The sequence below is a fragment of the Hylemonella sp. P2_B10 genome (assembly GCF_056404875.1).
Genome location: NZ_JBFUDE010000003.1, coordinates 153,398 through 168,885, shown reverse-complemented (window position 1 = coordinate 168,885; position 15,488 = coordinate 153,398). Strand labels below are relative to the sequence as shown.

Here is a 15,488-nt window from a genome sequence, read left to right as displayed (position 1 = left end):
CTCAGAACTTGAGGTTCAGGTTGGCCTTGTAGATGCGCCCGAAGACCACATTGGTCCGCAGGCCCTCGGTGGACCCATCGTACGTGCGTTGCATGCTGTTGAGCAGGTTGTTGGCCTCAAAGCCGAACGACAGCGTCTTGCTGTAGTCGTAACGCAGGGTGGCCGACAAGTCCTTGTATTCGTCGTTGTAGATACCCGTGTTGGCCGAAGACAAGCTCAGCAGGAAGGGGTTGCGCCAGTTGTAGGCCAGGCGGACGCTGACCGCACCGTCCTCGTAATAGCCTACCAGGTTCATGTTGTTCTTGGACAGCCCGGGGAACGGCAGCGTGCGGCCGGCAGCGTCCACGATGGGCGTGCGCGAGTCGATGTACGAATAGGTGGCCATCACGCCAAAGGCGTTGAAGGGCTGCGGCAGGAAGTAGAACGGCATCTGCACCAGCGCCTCCACACCCCGCACCGTGGCGCCCTGGCCGTTGACCTTGCGGTTGATCAGGTAGTTGACGCCGCCGTAGCTCTCGGCACTTTGCTGCTGGATGATGAAGCTCGACACGTCCTTGTTGAACACACCCAGCGAGGCCATGGCCTGCTTGCCGAAATAGGTTTCGACCGACACGTCCAGCTGGTTGGCCTTGAACGGCTGCAGCCCGGGCGCGCCGCCGGTGCCGCTGCCGGTCTGGATCTGCACGCCATTGGAAAAGATCGCGTTGTTGTTCAGCGTCACGCCGTTGTTCAGATCGGCCGTGTTCGGGAAGGCCACCACTTTCGCCGCGCCAAAGCGCACCAGGGTGCTCGGGTCCAGTGCCCAGCGGAAGGTGGCCGAGGGCAGCACTTCCTGGTCATCGCGGGTGAAGGTGGTGGGCGTGGTCGCGCCGGTGGCGCCGATCAGGTTGCCGATCGAGTCCATCTGCCGCCGCACCACCCGCACGCCGACATTGCCCGAGAGGTTCTTCTGGGCAATGGTGGTGTCGAAGTTCAGCTTGGCATAAGCCTCGGTGAAAGCCTCATTCACCTGGAATGTCGAGGCCACTGCCGCTGCCACCGTGGCGCCGTTCAGGCACTGCGGATCCTGCGTGATCACCGGGAAGGCCGTGAAGGCGCTGCAGCCCGTGAATGCGCTGCGCGACGCCGTGATGTAGCTCCTGGGCAGGCCGACGAAGTTGCCGGACATGAAGTCGTTGTTGCTGTAGGTCTGCAGGAAAGCCGAGAGTTGCGTGGCCGGAATGCCACCGGCAGGCCGGATGTCGGCCCGCAACGGGTTCTGCTTGGCGTCCAGCGTGTTGTAGCGCGCGCCGAACTCAAAGGAGTCGACCAGCGACGAGTCCAACGCCCACTTGAAGTCGGCCCGCACGGCCTTGGTCGTGCTGCTGGCACGGTACAGGTTGTCGAACAGGATGGTCTGCCGCAGTTGCGACGCATCCGCCACGTTCAGCCCGTTGATCTTGAAGGAGCCGAAGTCGCCATTGGTCAGGTCAAAGTCCACATTGGGCGTGATCGACGCCAGCGGTTGCAGCCGCAGGTACAGCTGGTGGTAGCTTTGGCTGGCCCGCCCGTAAGAGGCTTCCGCCGAGCCGCGGAAGCTGTCTGAAATGGTGAACTTGGCTCTCAGCGCGGACGAACTCATGTCCGACGCTACGTCGGCAAACTCGGTGTTGGTCAGCACCGGGCCTGCGGCATTGCCCTTCAGCAGGATGTTGTTGGCGGAGTAGGTCGCATTGGTCAGGCCCGAGGTCGGCGTGAACGACAGCCAGTAGCGGTCGCGGTTGGAATCCAGCTTCGAATAGAAGGTGTCCGCCGTCAGCTCCAGGCCCGCGCTGGGCTTCCACTGCAGCACCGCGTCAAAGCCGACCTTCTTGCGCTTTTCCTGGATGTCCGTGGCGCGCACGTCCTGGTTGCCAAAGCGGGTCACACCGGCGTCGACGTAGGTCCGGTAGCCAGAGAAGGTGTCCAGGCCCTGCTGCTCCAGGTTGCGCGTGCCGGTGGAAATCGAGGCCAGAAAGCCCACCGTGTTGTTGGCAAACTTCTGCGAGTACAGGCCAAAGAACTCATTGCCAGTCTTGCTCGGCAGCTGCTCATAGTTTTCGCTCACCTTCAGCGCCACTTGCGACGCCGGGCCGTCCAGCGGCATGCGGGTGCGGATGTCGACGATGCCGCCCAGGCCGCCGGCAATCTCGTTGGCGCCCGCCAGCTTGGTCACCTCCAGGCGCGAGATCAGTTCGGACGGCACCATGGCCAGCAAGCCATAGGTGGAGGTCAGCAATTGGTCCAGCCCGGTGCCGCCACGGCCGGTGGAATCCACAATCTCGCGGCCGTTGAGCAGGAAGACGTTCTGGCGCAGGCCGCGCACGGACACGCTGGTGCCCTCGCCGATGCCGCGGTCAACCTGCACGCCGGACACCCGCGCCAGGGATTCAGCCACGTTGGTGTCGGGCAGCTTGCCGATGTCGTCGGCCACGATGGCGTCGACAAACTGGGTGGCGTCGCGCTTGAAGTTGCGTGCCGACTCCAGGCTGCCCCGGATGCCGGTAACTGTCACCGTGTTCAGCTGGGCGCCATCCTGGCTCTTGGCTGCGTCTGCGGGCGTGGCCGCTGACGGGCTGGCAGGGGTGGTCTGCGCGACGGCGACCAGCGGAATGGCCACCGGCGAAGCGAGGGCGGAAGTCATCACCAAACCCCGGACGAAGCGTTTTTTCACAGTTGTCTCCTTTAATTATTCGAACCATGCAGCTGAGGAGCAAGTCGCCCGAGTCCTTCGGGTGTACTTTATCTGCACGATTAATGTATATATTAAAGCAACAAAAAATGGTGATCAATCAGGATTTACCACGCCGACGTTGGTGTTTACCCTTGCTAATTGGCCACTTCAAAGGGTTTGACGCGGGGTTTCTCCCATGTTCCATAGATAGCAACATGCATGTTATGCTTATATAGCAACATTGTTACGCAAACCAAATTTCAGCAACCGACCTGCGGAGACCCTCTATGTCCAACTTGGGCGGCGTTTTGCCAATCCTTCCCACCATCTTCACGGCCAGCGGTGCTGTCGACAAACCAGGCACCCGGCGTGTGCTGGAGTACGTCATCGCGTCCGGCGCCAGCGGGGTGGTTTTCCCCGGCATTGCCAGCGAGTACGAGATGCTCACCAAGGACGAGCGCCTGGACCTGACCCAAGAGGTTGGGCAGTGGAACCGTCAGCGCATAGCCTTTGTGGTCGGCGCCAGCGCGGCCAACGTGGATGACGCCACGGCCTACGCCGTTGCCGGTGCGCAGGCAGGCGCCAAATCGGCCATGATCCTGACCCCCCGGGAGCATGCCAATGACCTGGACGCCATGGCCGGCTACTTCCAGCACATCCACGCCACATCCGGGCTGCCCATCATGCTGCAGAACGCACCGGCGCCCATGGGCATAGGCATGGCGCTGGACCGGGTGGCCAACCTGTCCCGCAAAGTGGCCGGCATCCAGTTCGTCAAGGAAGAGGCGCCCCCTTCAGGCCAGCGCATCACCCAGTTGACCCACCTGGCCGGTGACCAGCTGACGGCGGTGTTTGGCGGTGCCGGCGCACGCTACCTGATCGACGAGCTGGCCCGCGGCGCCAAGGGCACCATGCCCGCCAGCGAGATCACCGAGCTGCATGTGGCGATGTACAAGAAATACACCGAGGGCGACACGGAAGGCGCACGTGACCTGTTCGAACGCACGCTGCCCCTGCTCAGCATGCAGGCCAACTTCCGCTGGCGGCTGACCAAGGCGGTGCTCAAGCGCCGGGGCCTGATCGAGCACGACCACACCCGCGCGCCAGGGCCAGAACTCGACCCCTTCGACCGCCTGGAGCTGGACGCGCTGCTGCACCGCCTGCGGGACATCCTGCCGCTGCCCTGATCTGCACCACAATGGCAAACCAGCCTATGGCCACCGCAAGCATTGCCCGCATCGAGACCTTCGTGGTGACCCTGCCACGCGACGTGCCCTACCTCGGCCCGTTGGGGCCGGGCGAGTCCGTCAACAGCCGCGGCTACATCGTGCGCACGGGCAACGGCACCATCTACCCCACGGTCGACCGCTCGGTGGTGGTGCGCATCACCACCGCAGACGGCCTGGTGGGCTGGGGCGAAACCTACGGCATCTGCGCCCCCAAAGCCACCTGCGAGATCATCAACGACCTGCTGGCACCGGTGCTGCTCGGGCGCGGCGCGCAAGATGTCGAAGCCCTGTGGGAGCTGCTGTATGGCCTGATGCGGGTGCGCGGCTGCACCAGCGGCTTCCACGTGGACGCCATCGCAGCGCTGGACATCGCGCTGTGGGACTTGCGCGGCAAGGCCAGTGCCAAGCCGTTGTCCGCCTTGCTGGGCACGCAACAGCAGCGCACGGTGCCGGGCTACCTGTCGGGCCTGCCGGCGGCCACGCTGGCGCAGCGGGTGGCCATGGCGGCCGAGTGGCAAAGCAAAGGCATCTCGGCTTTCAAGTTTGCCGCGGTGGTCAGCCACGAGGGCATCCAGGCCGAGTTTGCCGCCTTGCGGGCAGCGCTGGGGCCTGCTGCGGACATCATGGCCGACCTGCATTGGAAGTTTGACGCCGCCGGGGCCATCGCGCTGGCGCAGCAGCTGCAGCCGTTTCAACCGCGCTTTCTCGAAGCGCCGGTGGCCTCGGAAGACACCCCCGGCCTGGCAGCGGTGTGCCAGGCGGCGCAGTGCCCTATCGCCGCCGGTGAGGAGTGGTACACCGAACATGAAGTGCGCAACCGGCTGCAAAGCTGCAAGCTGGCGCTGATACAGCCCGAGATGGCGCACACCGGCATCACCCAGTTTTTGCGCATTGCCCGCTTGGCACACCAAGCCGGCGTGGCCATCGCACCCCATGCCACCATTGGCACCGGCATCTTCCTGGCGGCCAGCCTGCATGCCAGCGCCACGCTGCCGAACCTGTGGAAACACGAATGGCAGCATTCGGTTTTTGAGCGCAACCTGCAGCTGCTGGACACCGACATGGCGTTTCAGGGCGACCAGTACAGGGTGCCCACCGGCATCGGCCTGGGGGTGGAGCCCAACGCACGCTTCTGGCAGCACGCGGAACTTGTCCAATAATGAACCCGGTAGCCCGGAACAGGAAGTAAGAAGCATGGAGTCATTGCTGGGTGCACAGCCCAACCAGGGCTTGATAGACGGCATTGCCACGCTGCAGGCGCTGGCAACGTCGTCAGAGCCTATTGGCTGCCGCGAAATCGCCAGACGCATCGGCATCGACCCGACCAAGGTCAACCGGCTGCTGAAGACCCTGACCTACCTGGGCATTGCCAGGCAGACGGCCAACCGCAAATACACCGCCGGTGCCGGCATGCACGTGCTGGCCGCGCAGAGCTTGTTTGCCTCGGGCCTGATACGGCGTGCGCTGCCGGTGCTGGAAGGCCTGCGCAAATTTGGCCTGACCGTCGCTTTAGGCGTGCTGTGGAAGGACAACGTCAGCTACCTGTTCCACGCGCCACCGGGTGTGGACGCGTCACGCGCGCTGGGCCGCATCGGCTTGCTGCCGGCAACCACCAGCGGCATTGGCATCGTGCTGCTGTCGGAGCTGGCGGACGACGTGGTGCGCGGCATCTACAAGGACAAGGACATCCCCCAATACCCGGACGGCATTGAACAACTGCTGGCCAAGCTGAACGAGGTGCGCACCCTGGGCTATGCGCGCATCCACGTGGCGGATGACCGCGCCTTCCACGTCGTGGCCGTGTCCACCGGGGACCCGGCCCACGCCGGCATGGCGCTTTCGGGCTGGATCCCCGAGGCATCCACCGAACAGCTGGTGGACGCCTTGCGCCTGGCTGCCAAAGACGTCGGGTAACGCGAGTGAACGCGCTGTTGCCGAACCGGCGGCGTTGGGTCATCCTGGCGCTGCTGTTCTTCTCGACGGTGCTGAACTACGTCGACCGGCAGACGCTGTCCATCCTGTCCACCCAGGTGCAGCAAGAGCTGGGCATGACGGCGCTGGACTACGCCCGGGTGGTGCAGTTCTTCTTGATCGCCTACACCTGTGCGTATTTGATCTCTGGCTGGCTGACCGACAAGCTCGGCACCAAGCTGAGCCTGGCGCTGTTTGTGTGCTGGTGGTCCGTGGCCAACATGCTGACCGGGCTGGTGCAGAATTTTGGCCAGCTCAGCGCGGCCCGCGCGGCCCTTGGCCTGGGCGAGGCCGGCAACTACACGGCAGCGCCCAAGGCTGTCAGCGAAAACTTTCCTGCGCACGAGCGTGGCCTGGCGGTGGGCATCTACACCGCAGGGGCCATGATTGGCGCCACCATCGCGCCGCCGCTGATCGCCTGGCTGGCGCTGTCGCACGGCTGGCGCGCGGCCTTTGTGGTGACAGGCGCGGCCGGGCTGGTGTGGCTGGTGGCCTGGCTGGCCATCTACAAGACACCGGCCCAGCCCGTTGAGACCACCGCATCAGCGCCCAACAACAAGCTGCCGCTGATGGCCATCCTGAAGGACAAGTCCATCTGGTACCTGATGATGGCCCGCCTGGTGGCCGACCCGGTCTGGTATTTCTATTTGTTCTGGTTTCCGAAATACATGGGCGAAGGCCGCGGCATGACGCTGCTGGAAGTGGCCCAGCTGGCTTGGATCGTGTACCTGGCGGCCGACATTGGCAGCATCGCCGGCGGGCTGGCCTCGGGCTGGCTCATCAAGCGGGGCGCAGCACCGCAAAAGAGCCGCCTGATGGTGATGACACTGGCAGCCATGATGGCCCCCGCCGGCATGTTGATCGCCTTGGGCGTTGGCGACACGGTGATGCTTGCGCTGGCGGCCCTGGTGACGTTTTCGCACCTGATGTTCCAGATCAACCACGGCGCGCTGCTGGTGGACAAGTATCCCCAGGGCTCCATTGCCACCGTGTTCGGCATCATGGGCACCGGCAGCGGCATTGGGGGCGCGCTGTCCACGCAGGTAGTGGGGCAGCTGGTGGGCGGCAACTCTTATGCGATGGTGTTTGTGCTGATGGGGTGCTTGCATCCGGTGGCTTGCGGGCTGGCGTGGATGTCGTCGCGCCACCGGGGCACAGCGCCCTAAGCCTGCTTACTTAGCCGCAGCTGGGAAAGCCGGCAGTTTGCCAATGTCTCGCGGGTCGTGCTGAATGATGACTGTCGCCTTCAGGTTCTTCTCGATCTGCTTGATGCGCTGGATCGTCGCGAGTGTCTGGGCACGATCGTAGTTAAAGGTCGGCACGCCTTCGTTCACGTAGTTCTCATGAAAGTGCACGGCGTCGCCGCTCAAGATCACTGCTCCCTTCTCTTTCAGGCGGACGAGCAGCATGCTGTGCCCAGGTGTGTGCCCAGGCGCGCGTAGAACCGTGACGGTGCCGTCTCCGAAGACGTCCTTGTCTGCGGTCAGCGCCTCGACCTTTCGCTTCTCGGCGATCCATTCGGCGAAGCCCTTCGCATTCGCGCCGCCCATGGGTGGGTTGGCGGTGACGCCGTCCCAATCGCCTTTACCGATGAGCAGCGTTGCGTTCTTGAGCACGGCCAGCTGGCCGGTGTGGTCGGCATGAAAGTGGCTGACCCCGACAAACTTCACATCGTCGGCATTGACGTTGATCTGCTTGAGCAGATCAGCCAGCGGCGCATTGGTCGCGCTGGCATTGGAGCCCGGCAGGTAGCCGGTGTCCCAGACCATGATGCCGGCAGGGTGTCGGATGACATAACAGCTGAAGGTGAAGGGTTTCGTAGTCTCGGTATAGGCGAAGGTGTCACTGAAGCGCCTGGGGTCGTTGGTCCCGCTGCCGCAATCGAGCCGGGTCAGCGTGACCTCCTGGGCCGCTGCCGAAAGGGAGAGGAATGCGCCCGCGGCGAGCGCCAACCAGAAGCTGGGTTTCATCTTGTCTCCTTGTGAAAGCTTGATGATACTGATTCGGGAACTAGCTCCGGCATCAATGATTAACGCTGCCCAAACAGCGTGTGGCGCATTCGCGAAGGGCTATTCAAATAGCCTGATAAAACCGCTATAGTCCGGCCCACAACATTGCCCGTATTGCCCAGCGCCGGCCGCTTGCGATAAGTTCCGAATTCCATATACGCAGTGACGCATCCGGACTTTCCGGCCACGCCAATGCGCTGAGCGGTCAGTTTCCCGAGACAAATGGATACGCGTAGCGAAAATAGTCCTCCTGTGGAGTGCGGTCAACGAGCCAACGCCCTGTATGGCCTTCCGGCCGGTCGCGCTGCTTTGCGCAACTCAGCACCAAGCGACTCTTTGCGCGCGAAATCCCCACAAAGTACACGCATAGCTGTTCCTTGGGCTCTCTGGTCCACCAGGTGTCGGTCTCAAGCGCGGGCAGGATCACCGTGTCAAACTCAAGGCCCTTGCTCTTGTGCACGGTCAGTATCCGGACTGACTGGTCATCGGAGAACAGCCGCAGCGCCTTGAGCAAATCAGGCTCTTCCTTGAGCATGCGGGAAATGTGCTTGCCGGTGTCTTTTATCACCTCGTTCAAGCGTGCGCTGGCCTCGTAGTCGGGGGAGAGGGCCATCAGGGTCTCGCCGCCAACGAATTTTAGAAAAGCCACTACCGCTTTTTTCCAGCTGGAGTACTGGCCGTCGATCAGCTCCTCCATCATCAGGTCCTTGCGCTGCTTTTTGACAAACCTCTGCAACTCTTGGCGAACGGTCTGTCCCTCGTCGCCCTCTTCAAACGGAGCCAACTGTTCCATCATGCGCACCCAGGCCTTAGGTTCCCGTTCCCCGTAGAGGCTCGCAAGGAAGTCCACAATCAACCTGGCCGCCGGCTCAGCAGAGGCATCTTGAAGCTGCTGTTCGTTGCGGAATGGGATGCCTGCGGCTGTTAATGCTGCTATCAGCTGGGCCCCGTATAGTTCGACTTGGCGGGGCAACAGGACTGCGATTTCGGAGTAGGGGATGCCCTGGCCGTGCCACTTGGCGATTTGGCCGACCATACCCTCGCCTTCCTCTTGTGCGGTCTCGTACTCCAAGGCAAACACTTCTCCGCCTTCCCCCTTGATCTGGTCATCCGCCATGGCGGATGCAGCATCGAGGTCGCCGATCACCTCGTTTTGCATGCGAAGCAAGACTGGTTGTGACCGGAAGTTGCGATAGAGGTTCAGCGGGATAGCGTCGAAGTCATGTGCAAACCTCGGAAAAATGCCATCCATCGCCCCGGCCCACCCCATGATGCGCTGTTTGGTGTCACCCACCGCAGTCAGGCGAATGCCCGTGCCAAGGAACGCTGCCTTTACCAGCTCGTACTGCGCATCCGTGCAGTCTTGGAACTCATCCAAAAAGACATCGGTATAGGTCTGTCGAATTGCGTGCTTGGCCTGATCCGAACTGTTCAAGATCTGTAGAGCAAGAGGCACGAGGTCTTTGAATTCGATTTGCTCGCTGGTTAGCCGCTGCGTGCCGATCTTGTACCCTGCGACAAGCGCATCCTTTCCCGTCAGTAGCGGCCGAAACCGGTCAACGATGCGCTTGGCAAAGGCGTGGAAGGTGAAGCTGTCGAATCTGGACGCCAGTTCCATCCCGCAGCGCCGGCGGACGCGGTCCTTCAAGTTCTTCGCGGCGTCGACCTTGAACGAAATGGCCAGGATGCGCCTTGGGTACCGGCAGAGGCCGGTTCGCAGAAGAAAGTCGGCGCGTTGGGCCAGCATTTCTGATTTGCCAGCGCCCGGACCGGCGGTCATCGCCAGGCAGCGCTGCGGCTCCTTCGCCGCCAGTAGAGCGTTGGGCTCCAGGGTCAGGCTACCGGCCGGTGTCCAAGTGCTGGCCGGAATCACTCGGGCAACTCCGCCAAGCGCGCAAGAATGGCATCCGCAAGATTGTCTAGGTATTCAGGCAAATTCTCCAGCAGGTCTTCGTCGCTGATCCCCGTTAAAGCTTCAATGTGGGCAGCTGGCTTGCTACCGAGCTTAAAGCGCCCGTGGTAGCTGCAGAACAGCGCCTGATCGTCATCGCTGTACTGAGTTGCGTCGTAGAAACTCTTTCCCAGTACCGCCTGGATCGCCGCATCGTCCGGCGGCTCGGGCGTCGCGCCAAATGCGTCCGGGAATGCTTGCATCATGGCAAAGTCCAGGTCCAGGGGGAGCGAAAAAAACACCCCGCGTGATGCGAAGGTATCGAGATATTCACCGTAATCAGGGTCCAGAACCTTGTATTTGGTGGAGTTCCATTTTGGTATCGGCTGGTCGGCCGGCAGCACCTTGTCGGGCGCGTGTAGGGCTAACTGGTCATTTGCGTATTTGTATCGCCCCCAGCCACCCTGGTATCTGCCAGTATCCAAGTCCAGCAGCGTGAAGTAGGGAATCTGCAGGCTTTCCAGCAACCGCCAAAAATGGTTCACGTGCCGCCCGCCCAGGGGGACGATGGCTATGGCGAAGTCATCCACCGCGGCACCCTTGGCCTGCAGCACCCGGGGCAACACGATCTCTTCGCTGTCGCCCTCGCCCAGGACAACCAGCCGCGCAAAGTAGAGTTCGGGAAACGCCTGCACCGCCTCGCGCACATATTTGTGCGCTCCATCGTCCTCTGCGGGCAGCACGATGCAAGTGACGCGTGTGATGCGTTCTTCAGTCAGGCGCATATACCGCAGATGCTCCGGGTCCGCGCGGCGCAGCATGGACGGCGAATGGGTCGCGATCAGGGCTTGGGCATCATCACCTTCTGCCATCTTTGCAAGCGCCTTCACGATGCGGCCCAGAAAGTGCGGCGACAGGCTATTCTCCGGTTCTTCTGCCGCCACGATAGTGAAGACGGGAGGCTTGAGCTTATCGACGTCAAAGCTGTCGTCGCCCGACAGCACTGCCCTGCCTATAGACTGGCTTGACAGGACCAGGGACAAGTACAGCATAGACTTTTGCCCATCGCTCAACCGAGAAAAGTCCACCAGATTCTGATCGTGGCCCGGCGCAAAGGAAACCGACAGGTGCCGCAGCAGCGACTCGACTTCTGAGGCGACGAAGGTCACCGAAGGGTCCGCGAAATACTTCCCCCTGTGAAGGGCCGTCCATGTCGTTTTGAGAGTTCCGCTGAAGGCTGCCACGGAGGCGTTTTCCGCCAGGCTGTCGCTGATCTGACCAGTCAGCTCCTTGACCTTGGCCCGTTCTGCCTCCCAGTTAATCGCGCGAAGCAGGCGGCCTAGCAGCGCGTTGGAGCCGTAGGCGATGTGGTCAGAGGGGTCTCGCCTCGCGGGTAGGTAGTGCAACTGGATCTGGTTGCGCTCGGACCGGGCGACTGTGGCGGTGCTCAACGGCGTGCCGTCATCATTGAGGTCCAGGATGTACACGAACGTTTCGTCGATCGCACCGTCCGCATCGAGCTTGGCGGCTAGGCGAAACCGAACTCGTGGAGTCCCATCAATATCATCAAGCCGCATGTGACCGAAGAACGGGGCCACCGTGCTCCCCTCTTCGTCGTCGTTCAATTCAGGAAATAGGAAGTCAGCCTCGATCCAAAGCTCTCGTTCTGCGGGCGCCTCGTCCTCGTCGTGTGGGATGTGGAAATCGGATTTCTGGACCCGCCGCTGACTCGGGTCGAAGGCAAACATCCGGCACAACGCCTGGAGCAGCGCGGTCTTGCCTGAGGCGTTGGGACCGATGAGGTAGGTCACGCTGTCCAACGCAACCTCTGTGGGTGCAGGCCCAAAGCACTGGAAATTCGACAAACGGACAGTTTGCAGCTTCAAGTGCACCCCCTTTTTTATCTGATTGGACGCGGTGAGAGTCCAATATCCACGACCAAGGAGTCAATAGTACTGCCGCTTTGAGCGCGACGTAAGCAGATATTGGCGGCAAGGCAGCCTTCGCACAAAACAAAAACGCCCACTAAAAAGTGGGCGTTTCGTTGAGTGCAAACCACTCAGGGATTTGGTTGCGCGAGCAAGATTTGAACTTGCGACCTTTGGGTTATGAGCCCAACGAGCTACCAGGCTGCTCCATCGCGCGGTAATCTAGTATTCTACTCTACTTATTCAGCTTTGGCTGCTGCGTCGGCAGATGTTTCTTCAACTGCGGGGCGGTCCACCAGCTCGACCAGGGCCATGGGGGCATTGTCGCCAACACGGAAACCCATCTTCAGAATGCGGGTGTAGCCGCCCGGGCGCGCCTTGAAGCGGGGGCCCAGGTCGTTGAACAGCTTGGTGACGCTGTCGCGGCTGCGCAGGCGGTCAAAAGCCAGGCGGCGGTTGGCCAGCGTGGGTTCCTTGGCCAGGGTGATCATGGGTTCGACCACGCGGCGCAATTCCTTGGCCTTGGGGACGGTGGTCTTGATGACTTCGTGTTCGATCAGCGAATTCATCATGTTGCGCAGCATGGCGAGGCGGTGCTCGCTGGTGCGGTTGAGTTTGCGGAGGCCGTGACCGTGGCGCATGGTAATGGTGCTTTCTTTTCAGTTCAGTTTATAAAACGGGCAGCCGTAATCAGGTACTGCCCGGGCACGGGGTCGGTCCTTGCGGCCGCCCCTGTTGTTATTCAATTCTCAATGTGATCGCAGATCAGCGCTTTTCCAGCGCTGCGGGCGGCCAGCTTTCCAGCTTCATGCCCAGCGTCAGGCCACGGGAGGCCAGCACTTCCTTGATTTCGTTGAGCGACTTGCGACCCAGGTTGGGGGTCTTCAGCAGCTCGTTTTCGGTGCGCTGGATCAGGTCACCGATGTAATAGATGTTTTCGGCCTTCAGGCAGTTGGCGGAACGCACCGTCAGCTCCAGCTCGTCCACGGGGCGCAGCAGGATGGGGTCAAACTGCGTGTTGCCGCGCGGTGCCGGGGCGTCAAATGCGGCCAGCTCGCTGCCTTCCAGCTGGGCAAACACAGCCAGCTGCTCGACCAGGATCTTGGCCGAGGAGCGCACTGCGTCTTCCGCGCTGATGGCGCCGTTGGTTTCGATCTCGACCACCAGCTTGTCCAGGTCGGTGCGCTGCTCAACGCGGGCGCTCTCGACGGTGTAGCTGACGCGCTTGACCGGAGAGAACGATGCGTCCAGCACGATGCGGCCGATCGACTTGCTCGGCTCGTCGCCGTGGCGGCGCATGGTGCCGGGCACATAGCCGCGGCCCTTTTCGACCTTGATCTGCATGTCCAGCTTGCCGCCGTGCGACAAGGTGGCGATGACGTGATCAGGGTTGATGATCTCGACGTCGTGCGGGGTCTGGATGTCGGCGGCGGTGATGAGGCCTTCGCCGTCCTTGCGCAGGCTCAGCGTGACTTCGTCACGATTGTGCAGCTTGAAGACCACACCCTTCAGATTCAGCAGGATGTTGACGACGTCTTCTTGCACGCCGTCAATCGACGAATACTCGTGCAGCACGCCGGCAATGGTCACTTCGGTGGCAGCATAACCCGGCATGGACGACAGCAACACCCGACGCAGCGCGTTGCCCAACGTGTGGCCGTAGCCGCGTTCAAACGGCTCCAGCGCCACTTTGGCGCGATTCGGGGCGAGTTGCTCGACGTTGATTGCTTTGGGTTTTAGCAGACTGGTTTGCATCAAGACTTCCTGTCAATACCCCCGGCTCGTTACACCGGTAAGGCTGGTGAAGCACCTGTAGCGCGGTGCCCCGCGGTACAGGAACGGATTCAACTCTTCTTAGCGCGAGTACAACTCGACGATCAACGATTCGTTGATGTCAGCGCCGAATTCGTCGCGATCGGGCACCTTCTTGAAGGTGCCTTCGGCCTTGTCCAGGCTCACTTCGACCCAGGCCGGGATGCCGACTTGTTGGGCCAGTTGCAGGGCTTCGACCACACGGTTCTGCTTCTTGGACTTGTCGCGCACGGCCACCACGTCGCCGGTCTTGACCATGTACGACGGGATGTTGACGGACTTGCCGTTCACCAGGATGGCCTTGTGCGACACCATTTGGCGCGCTTCAGCGCGGGTGGAGCCAAAGCCCATGCGGTAGACGACGTTGTCCAGGCGCGATTCCAGCAGGAACAGCAGGTTGGCGCCGGTGTTGCCCTTGCGGCGGTCGGCTTCTTCGAAGTAACGGCGGAATTGCTTTTCCAGCACGCCGTACATGCGCTTGACCTTCTGCTTTTCGCGCAGCTGCAGACCGAAGTCGGAGGTGCGGGCGCCCGAAGTGCGGCCGTGCTGGCCGGGCTTGGAGTCGAACTTGGCCTTGTCGCTGATGGAGCGGCGTGCGCTCTTCAGGAACAGGTCGGTGCCTTCACGGCGTGAGAGTTTGGCCTTGGGGCCGAGGTAACGTGCCACTTGAACTTCCTTTAAACATCTGCCGCGGGACTTGCCGCGGGAGCCGTCAACCTGGGGTCAACGGCGGTGGGCTTGGTTGAGAAAAACTTAGATACGACGGCGCTTTTGCGGGCGGCAGCCGTTGTGGGGCACGGGCGTCACATCAGCGATCAGGTTGATGCGGATGCCCAGTGCGGCCAGGGCGCGCACCGAAGACTCGCGACCGGGGCCGGGGCCCTTGATCTCGACGTCCAGGTTCTTGATGCCCTGTTCGATGGCAGCGCGGCCAGCCACTTCGGACGCCACCTGGGCGGCGAACGGGGTGGACTTGCGCGAGCCCTTGAAACCTTGGCCACCAGACGATGCCCACGACAGGGCGTTGCCCTGGCGATCGGTGATCGTGATGATGGTGTTGTTGAACGACGCGTGCACGTGGGCGACGCCGTCAGCAACGTTCTTGCGGACCTTCTTGCGCACACGCTGCGCGGCATTATTGGCGGGAGCTTTTGCCATAGTGTTCTTTCAATGCCTGTTATTTCTTCAGAGACTGGGCAGCCTTGCGCGGACCCTTGCGCGTGCGCGCATTGGTGCGCGTGCGCTGGCCACGCATGGGCAGGCCACGGCGGTGGCGGAAGCCCCGGTAGCAGCCGATGTCCATCAAACGCTTGATGTTCATCGTGGTTTCGCGGCGCAGGTCACCTTCAATGGTGAATTGAGCGATCTGGTCGCGGATTTTTTCCAGGTCGCTATCCGTCAGGTCTTTGACCTTTTTGGAATAGGCGATACCAGTCGCTTCGCAAATCTTGCGGGCGCGGGTGCGGCCAATGCCAAAAATAGCGGTCAAGCCGATTTCAGCGTGCTGATGCGGCGGAATGTTGATGCCAGCGATACGTGCCATGTTGGTCCTCTAAATACTCTAGCAATCAGCCTTGGCGCTGCTTGTGACGCGCGTCGGAACAGATCACGCGAACAATGCCCTTGCGGCGGATAATCTTGCAGTTACGGCAAATCTTCTTCACCGAAGCGGAAACTCTCATTTCGTTCTCCTAACCTAAACTTTTCAACCCTGCTGTCCCCGGCCCTACTTGGCCCGGAACACGATGCGTGCACGACTCAGGTCGTACGGCGTCAATTCCACGGTGACCTTGTCACCTGGCAGGATGCGTATGTAATGCATGCGCATCTTGCCCGATATGTGTCCCAGTACTACGTGGCCATTCTCCAGTTTCACCCGGAACGTTGCGTTGGGAAGGTTTTCAACCACCTCGCCCTGCATCTGAATGACATCGTCCTTGGACATGCTCCCTCAGC

At 61.7% G+C, this 15,488-nt stretch carries 15 protein-coding genes and 1 tRNA gene; 4 read left to right on the top strand and 12 right to left on the bottom strand.

Annotated elements, in window-relative coordinates; genetic code table 11:
- Position 1: 1 nt before the first annotated feature.
- A complete protein-coding gene (locus AC1DX2_RS13285; RefSeq protein WP_477196834.1) occupies positions 2-2,662 on the bottom strand; it encodes a TonB-dependent receptor in 2,661 nt (886 codons plus the stop codon).
- A 317-nt stretch (positions 2,663-2,979) separates the two neighbouring features.
- On the opposite strand from AC1DX2_RS13285, the gene AC1DX2_RS13280 reads away from it, so the two are divergent.
- The 4 genes from AC1DX2_RS13280 to AC1DX2_RS13265 are packed head-to-tail and all read left to right on the top strand — an operon-like array spanning position 2,980 to position 7,058.
- Positions 2,980-3,879, top strand: a complete 900-nt coding sequence (locus tag AC1DX2_RS13280) for a dihydrodipicolinate synthase family protein (protein ID WP_477196833.1) — start codon at positions 2,980-2,982, stop codon at positions 3,877-3,879.
- Positions 3,880-3,890: 11 nt separating this feature from the next.
- Positions 3,891-5,081 (top strand): mandelate racemase/muconate lactonizing enzyme family protein, encoded by a 1,191-nt coding sequence (locus AC1DX2_RS13275; RefSeq protein ID WP_477196832.1) that lies wholly within the window; start codon positions 3,891-3,893, stop codon positions 5,079-5,081.
- A 34-nt stretch (positions 5,082-5,115) separates the two neighbouring features.
- The gene (locus AC1DX2_RS13270) at positions 5,116-5,835 is read left to right on the top strand and encodes an IclR family transcriptional regulator (protein ID WP_477196831.1); all 720 of its coding nucleotides are present in this window, start codon (positions 5,116-5,118) and stop codon (positions 5,833-5,835) included.
- A gap of 5 nt (positions 5,836-5,840) precedes the next feature.
- Positions 5,841-7,058, top strand: coding sequence for an MFS transporter (locus tag AC1DX2_RS13265; protein WP_477196830.1), 1,218 nt, complete (start codon positions 5,841-5,843; stop codon positions 7,056-7,058).
- Between the two features lie 6 nt (positions 7,059-7,064).
- On the opposite strand, the gene AC1DX2_RS13260 is transcribed toward AC1DX2_RS13265, so the two are convergent.
- The 11 genes from AC1DX2_RS13260 to infA form a co-directional block, all read right to left on the bottom strand.
- A complete protein-coding gene (locus tag AC1DX2_RS13260) occupies positions 7,065-7,862 on the bottom strand; it encodes an N-acyl homoserine lactonase family protein (RefSeq protein WP_477196829.1) in 798 nt (265 codons plus the stop codon).
- Between the two features lie 244 nt (positions 7,863-8,106).
- Positions 8,107-9,774 (bottom strand): UvrD-helicase domain-containing protein, encoded by a 1,668-nt coding sequence (locus AC1DX2_RS13255; protein WP_477196828.1) that lies wholly within the window; start codon positions 9,772-9,774, stop codon positions 8,107-8,109.
- Entirely contained in the window at positions 9,771-11,684 is a 1,914-nt protein-coding gene (locus AC1DX2_RS13250; RefSeq protein WP_477196827.1) for an ATP-dependent nuclease, read from the bottom strand. The genes AC1DX2_RS13255 and AC1DX2_RS13250 overlap by 4 nt, the downstream gene beginning before the upstream one ends.
- 176 nt (positions 11,685-11,860) lie before the next feature.
- A tRNA-Met gene (locus AC1DX2_RS13245) sits at positions 11,861-11,937 on the bottom strand.
- 22 nt (positions 11,938-11,959) lie between these two features.
- Positions 11,960-12,361: a 50S ribosomal protein L17 gene (gene rplQ / locus AC1DX2_RS13240; protein WP_477196826.1), complete on the bottom strand. Its 402-nt coding sequence runs from the start codon at positions 12,359-12,361 to the stop codon at positions 11,960-11,962.
- Between the two features lie 124 nt (positions 12,362-12,485).
- Entirely contained in the window at positions 12,486-13,475 is a 990-nt protein-coding gene (locus AC1DX2_RS13235; RefSeq protein ID WP_477196825.1) for a DNA-directed RNA polymerase subunit alpha, read from the bottom strand.
- Between the two features lie 99 nt (positions 13,476-13,574).
- A complete protein-coding gene (gene rpsD / locus AC1DX2_RS13230) occupies positions 13,575-14,198 on the bottom strand; it encodes a 30S ribosomal protein S4 (protein ID WP_477196824.1) in 624 nt (207 codons plus the stop codon).
- An 87-nt stretch (positions 14,199-14,285) separates the two neighbouring features.
- A complete protein-coding gene (gene rpsK / locus AC1DX2_RS13225) occupies positions 14,286-14,690 on the bottom strand; it encodes a 30S ribosomal protein S11 (protein ID WP_477196823.1) in 405 nt (134 codons plus the stop codon).
- Between the two features lie 19 nt (positions 14,691-14,709).
- The gene (gene rpsM, locus AC1DX2_RS13220) at positions 14,710-15,075 is read right to left on the bottom strand and encodes a 30S ribosomal protein S13 (protein WP_477196822.1); all 366 of its coding nucleotides are present in this window, start codon (positions 15,073-15,075) and stop codon (positions 14,710-14,712) included.
- Positions 15,076-15,100: 25 nt separating this feature from the next.
- A complete protein-coding gene (rpmJ, locus tag AC1DX2_RS13215) occupies positions 15,101-15,214 on the bottom strand; it encodes a 50S ribosomal protein L36 (RefSeq protein WP_477196821.1) in 114 nt (37 codons plus the stop codon).
- A gap of 44 nt (positions 15,215-15,258) precedes the next feature.
- Positions 15,259-15,477 (bottom strand): translation initiation factor IF-1, encoded by a 219-nt coding sequence (infA, locus tag AC1DX2_RS13210; protein WP_007869286.1) that lies wholly within the window; start codon positions 15,475-15,477, stop codon positions 15,259-15,261.
- Positions 15,478-15,488: the final 11 nt, after the last annotated feature.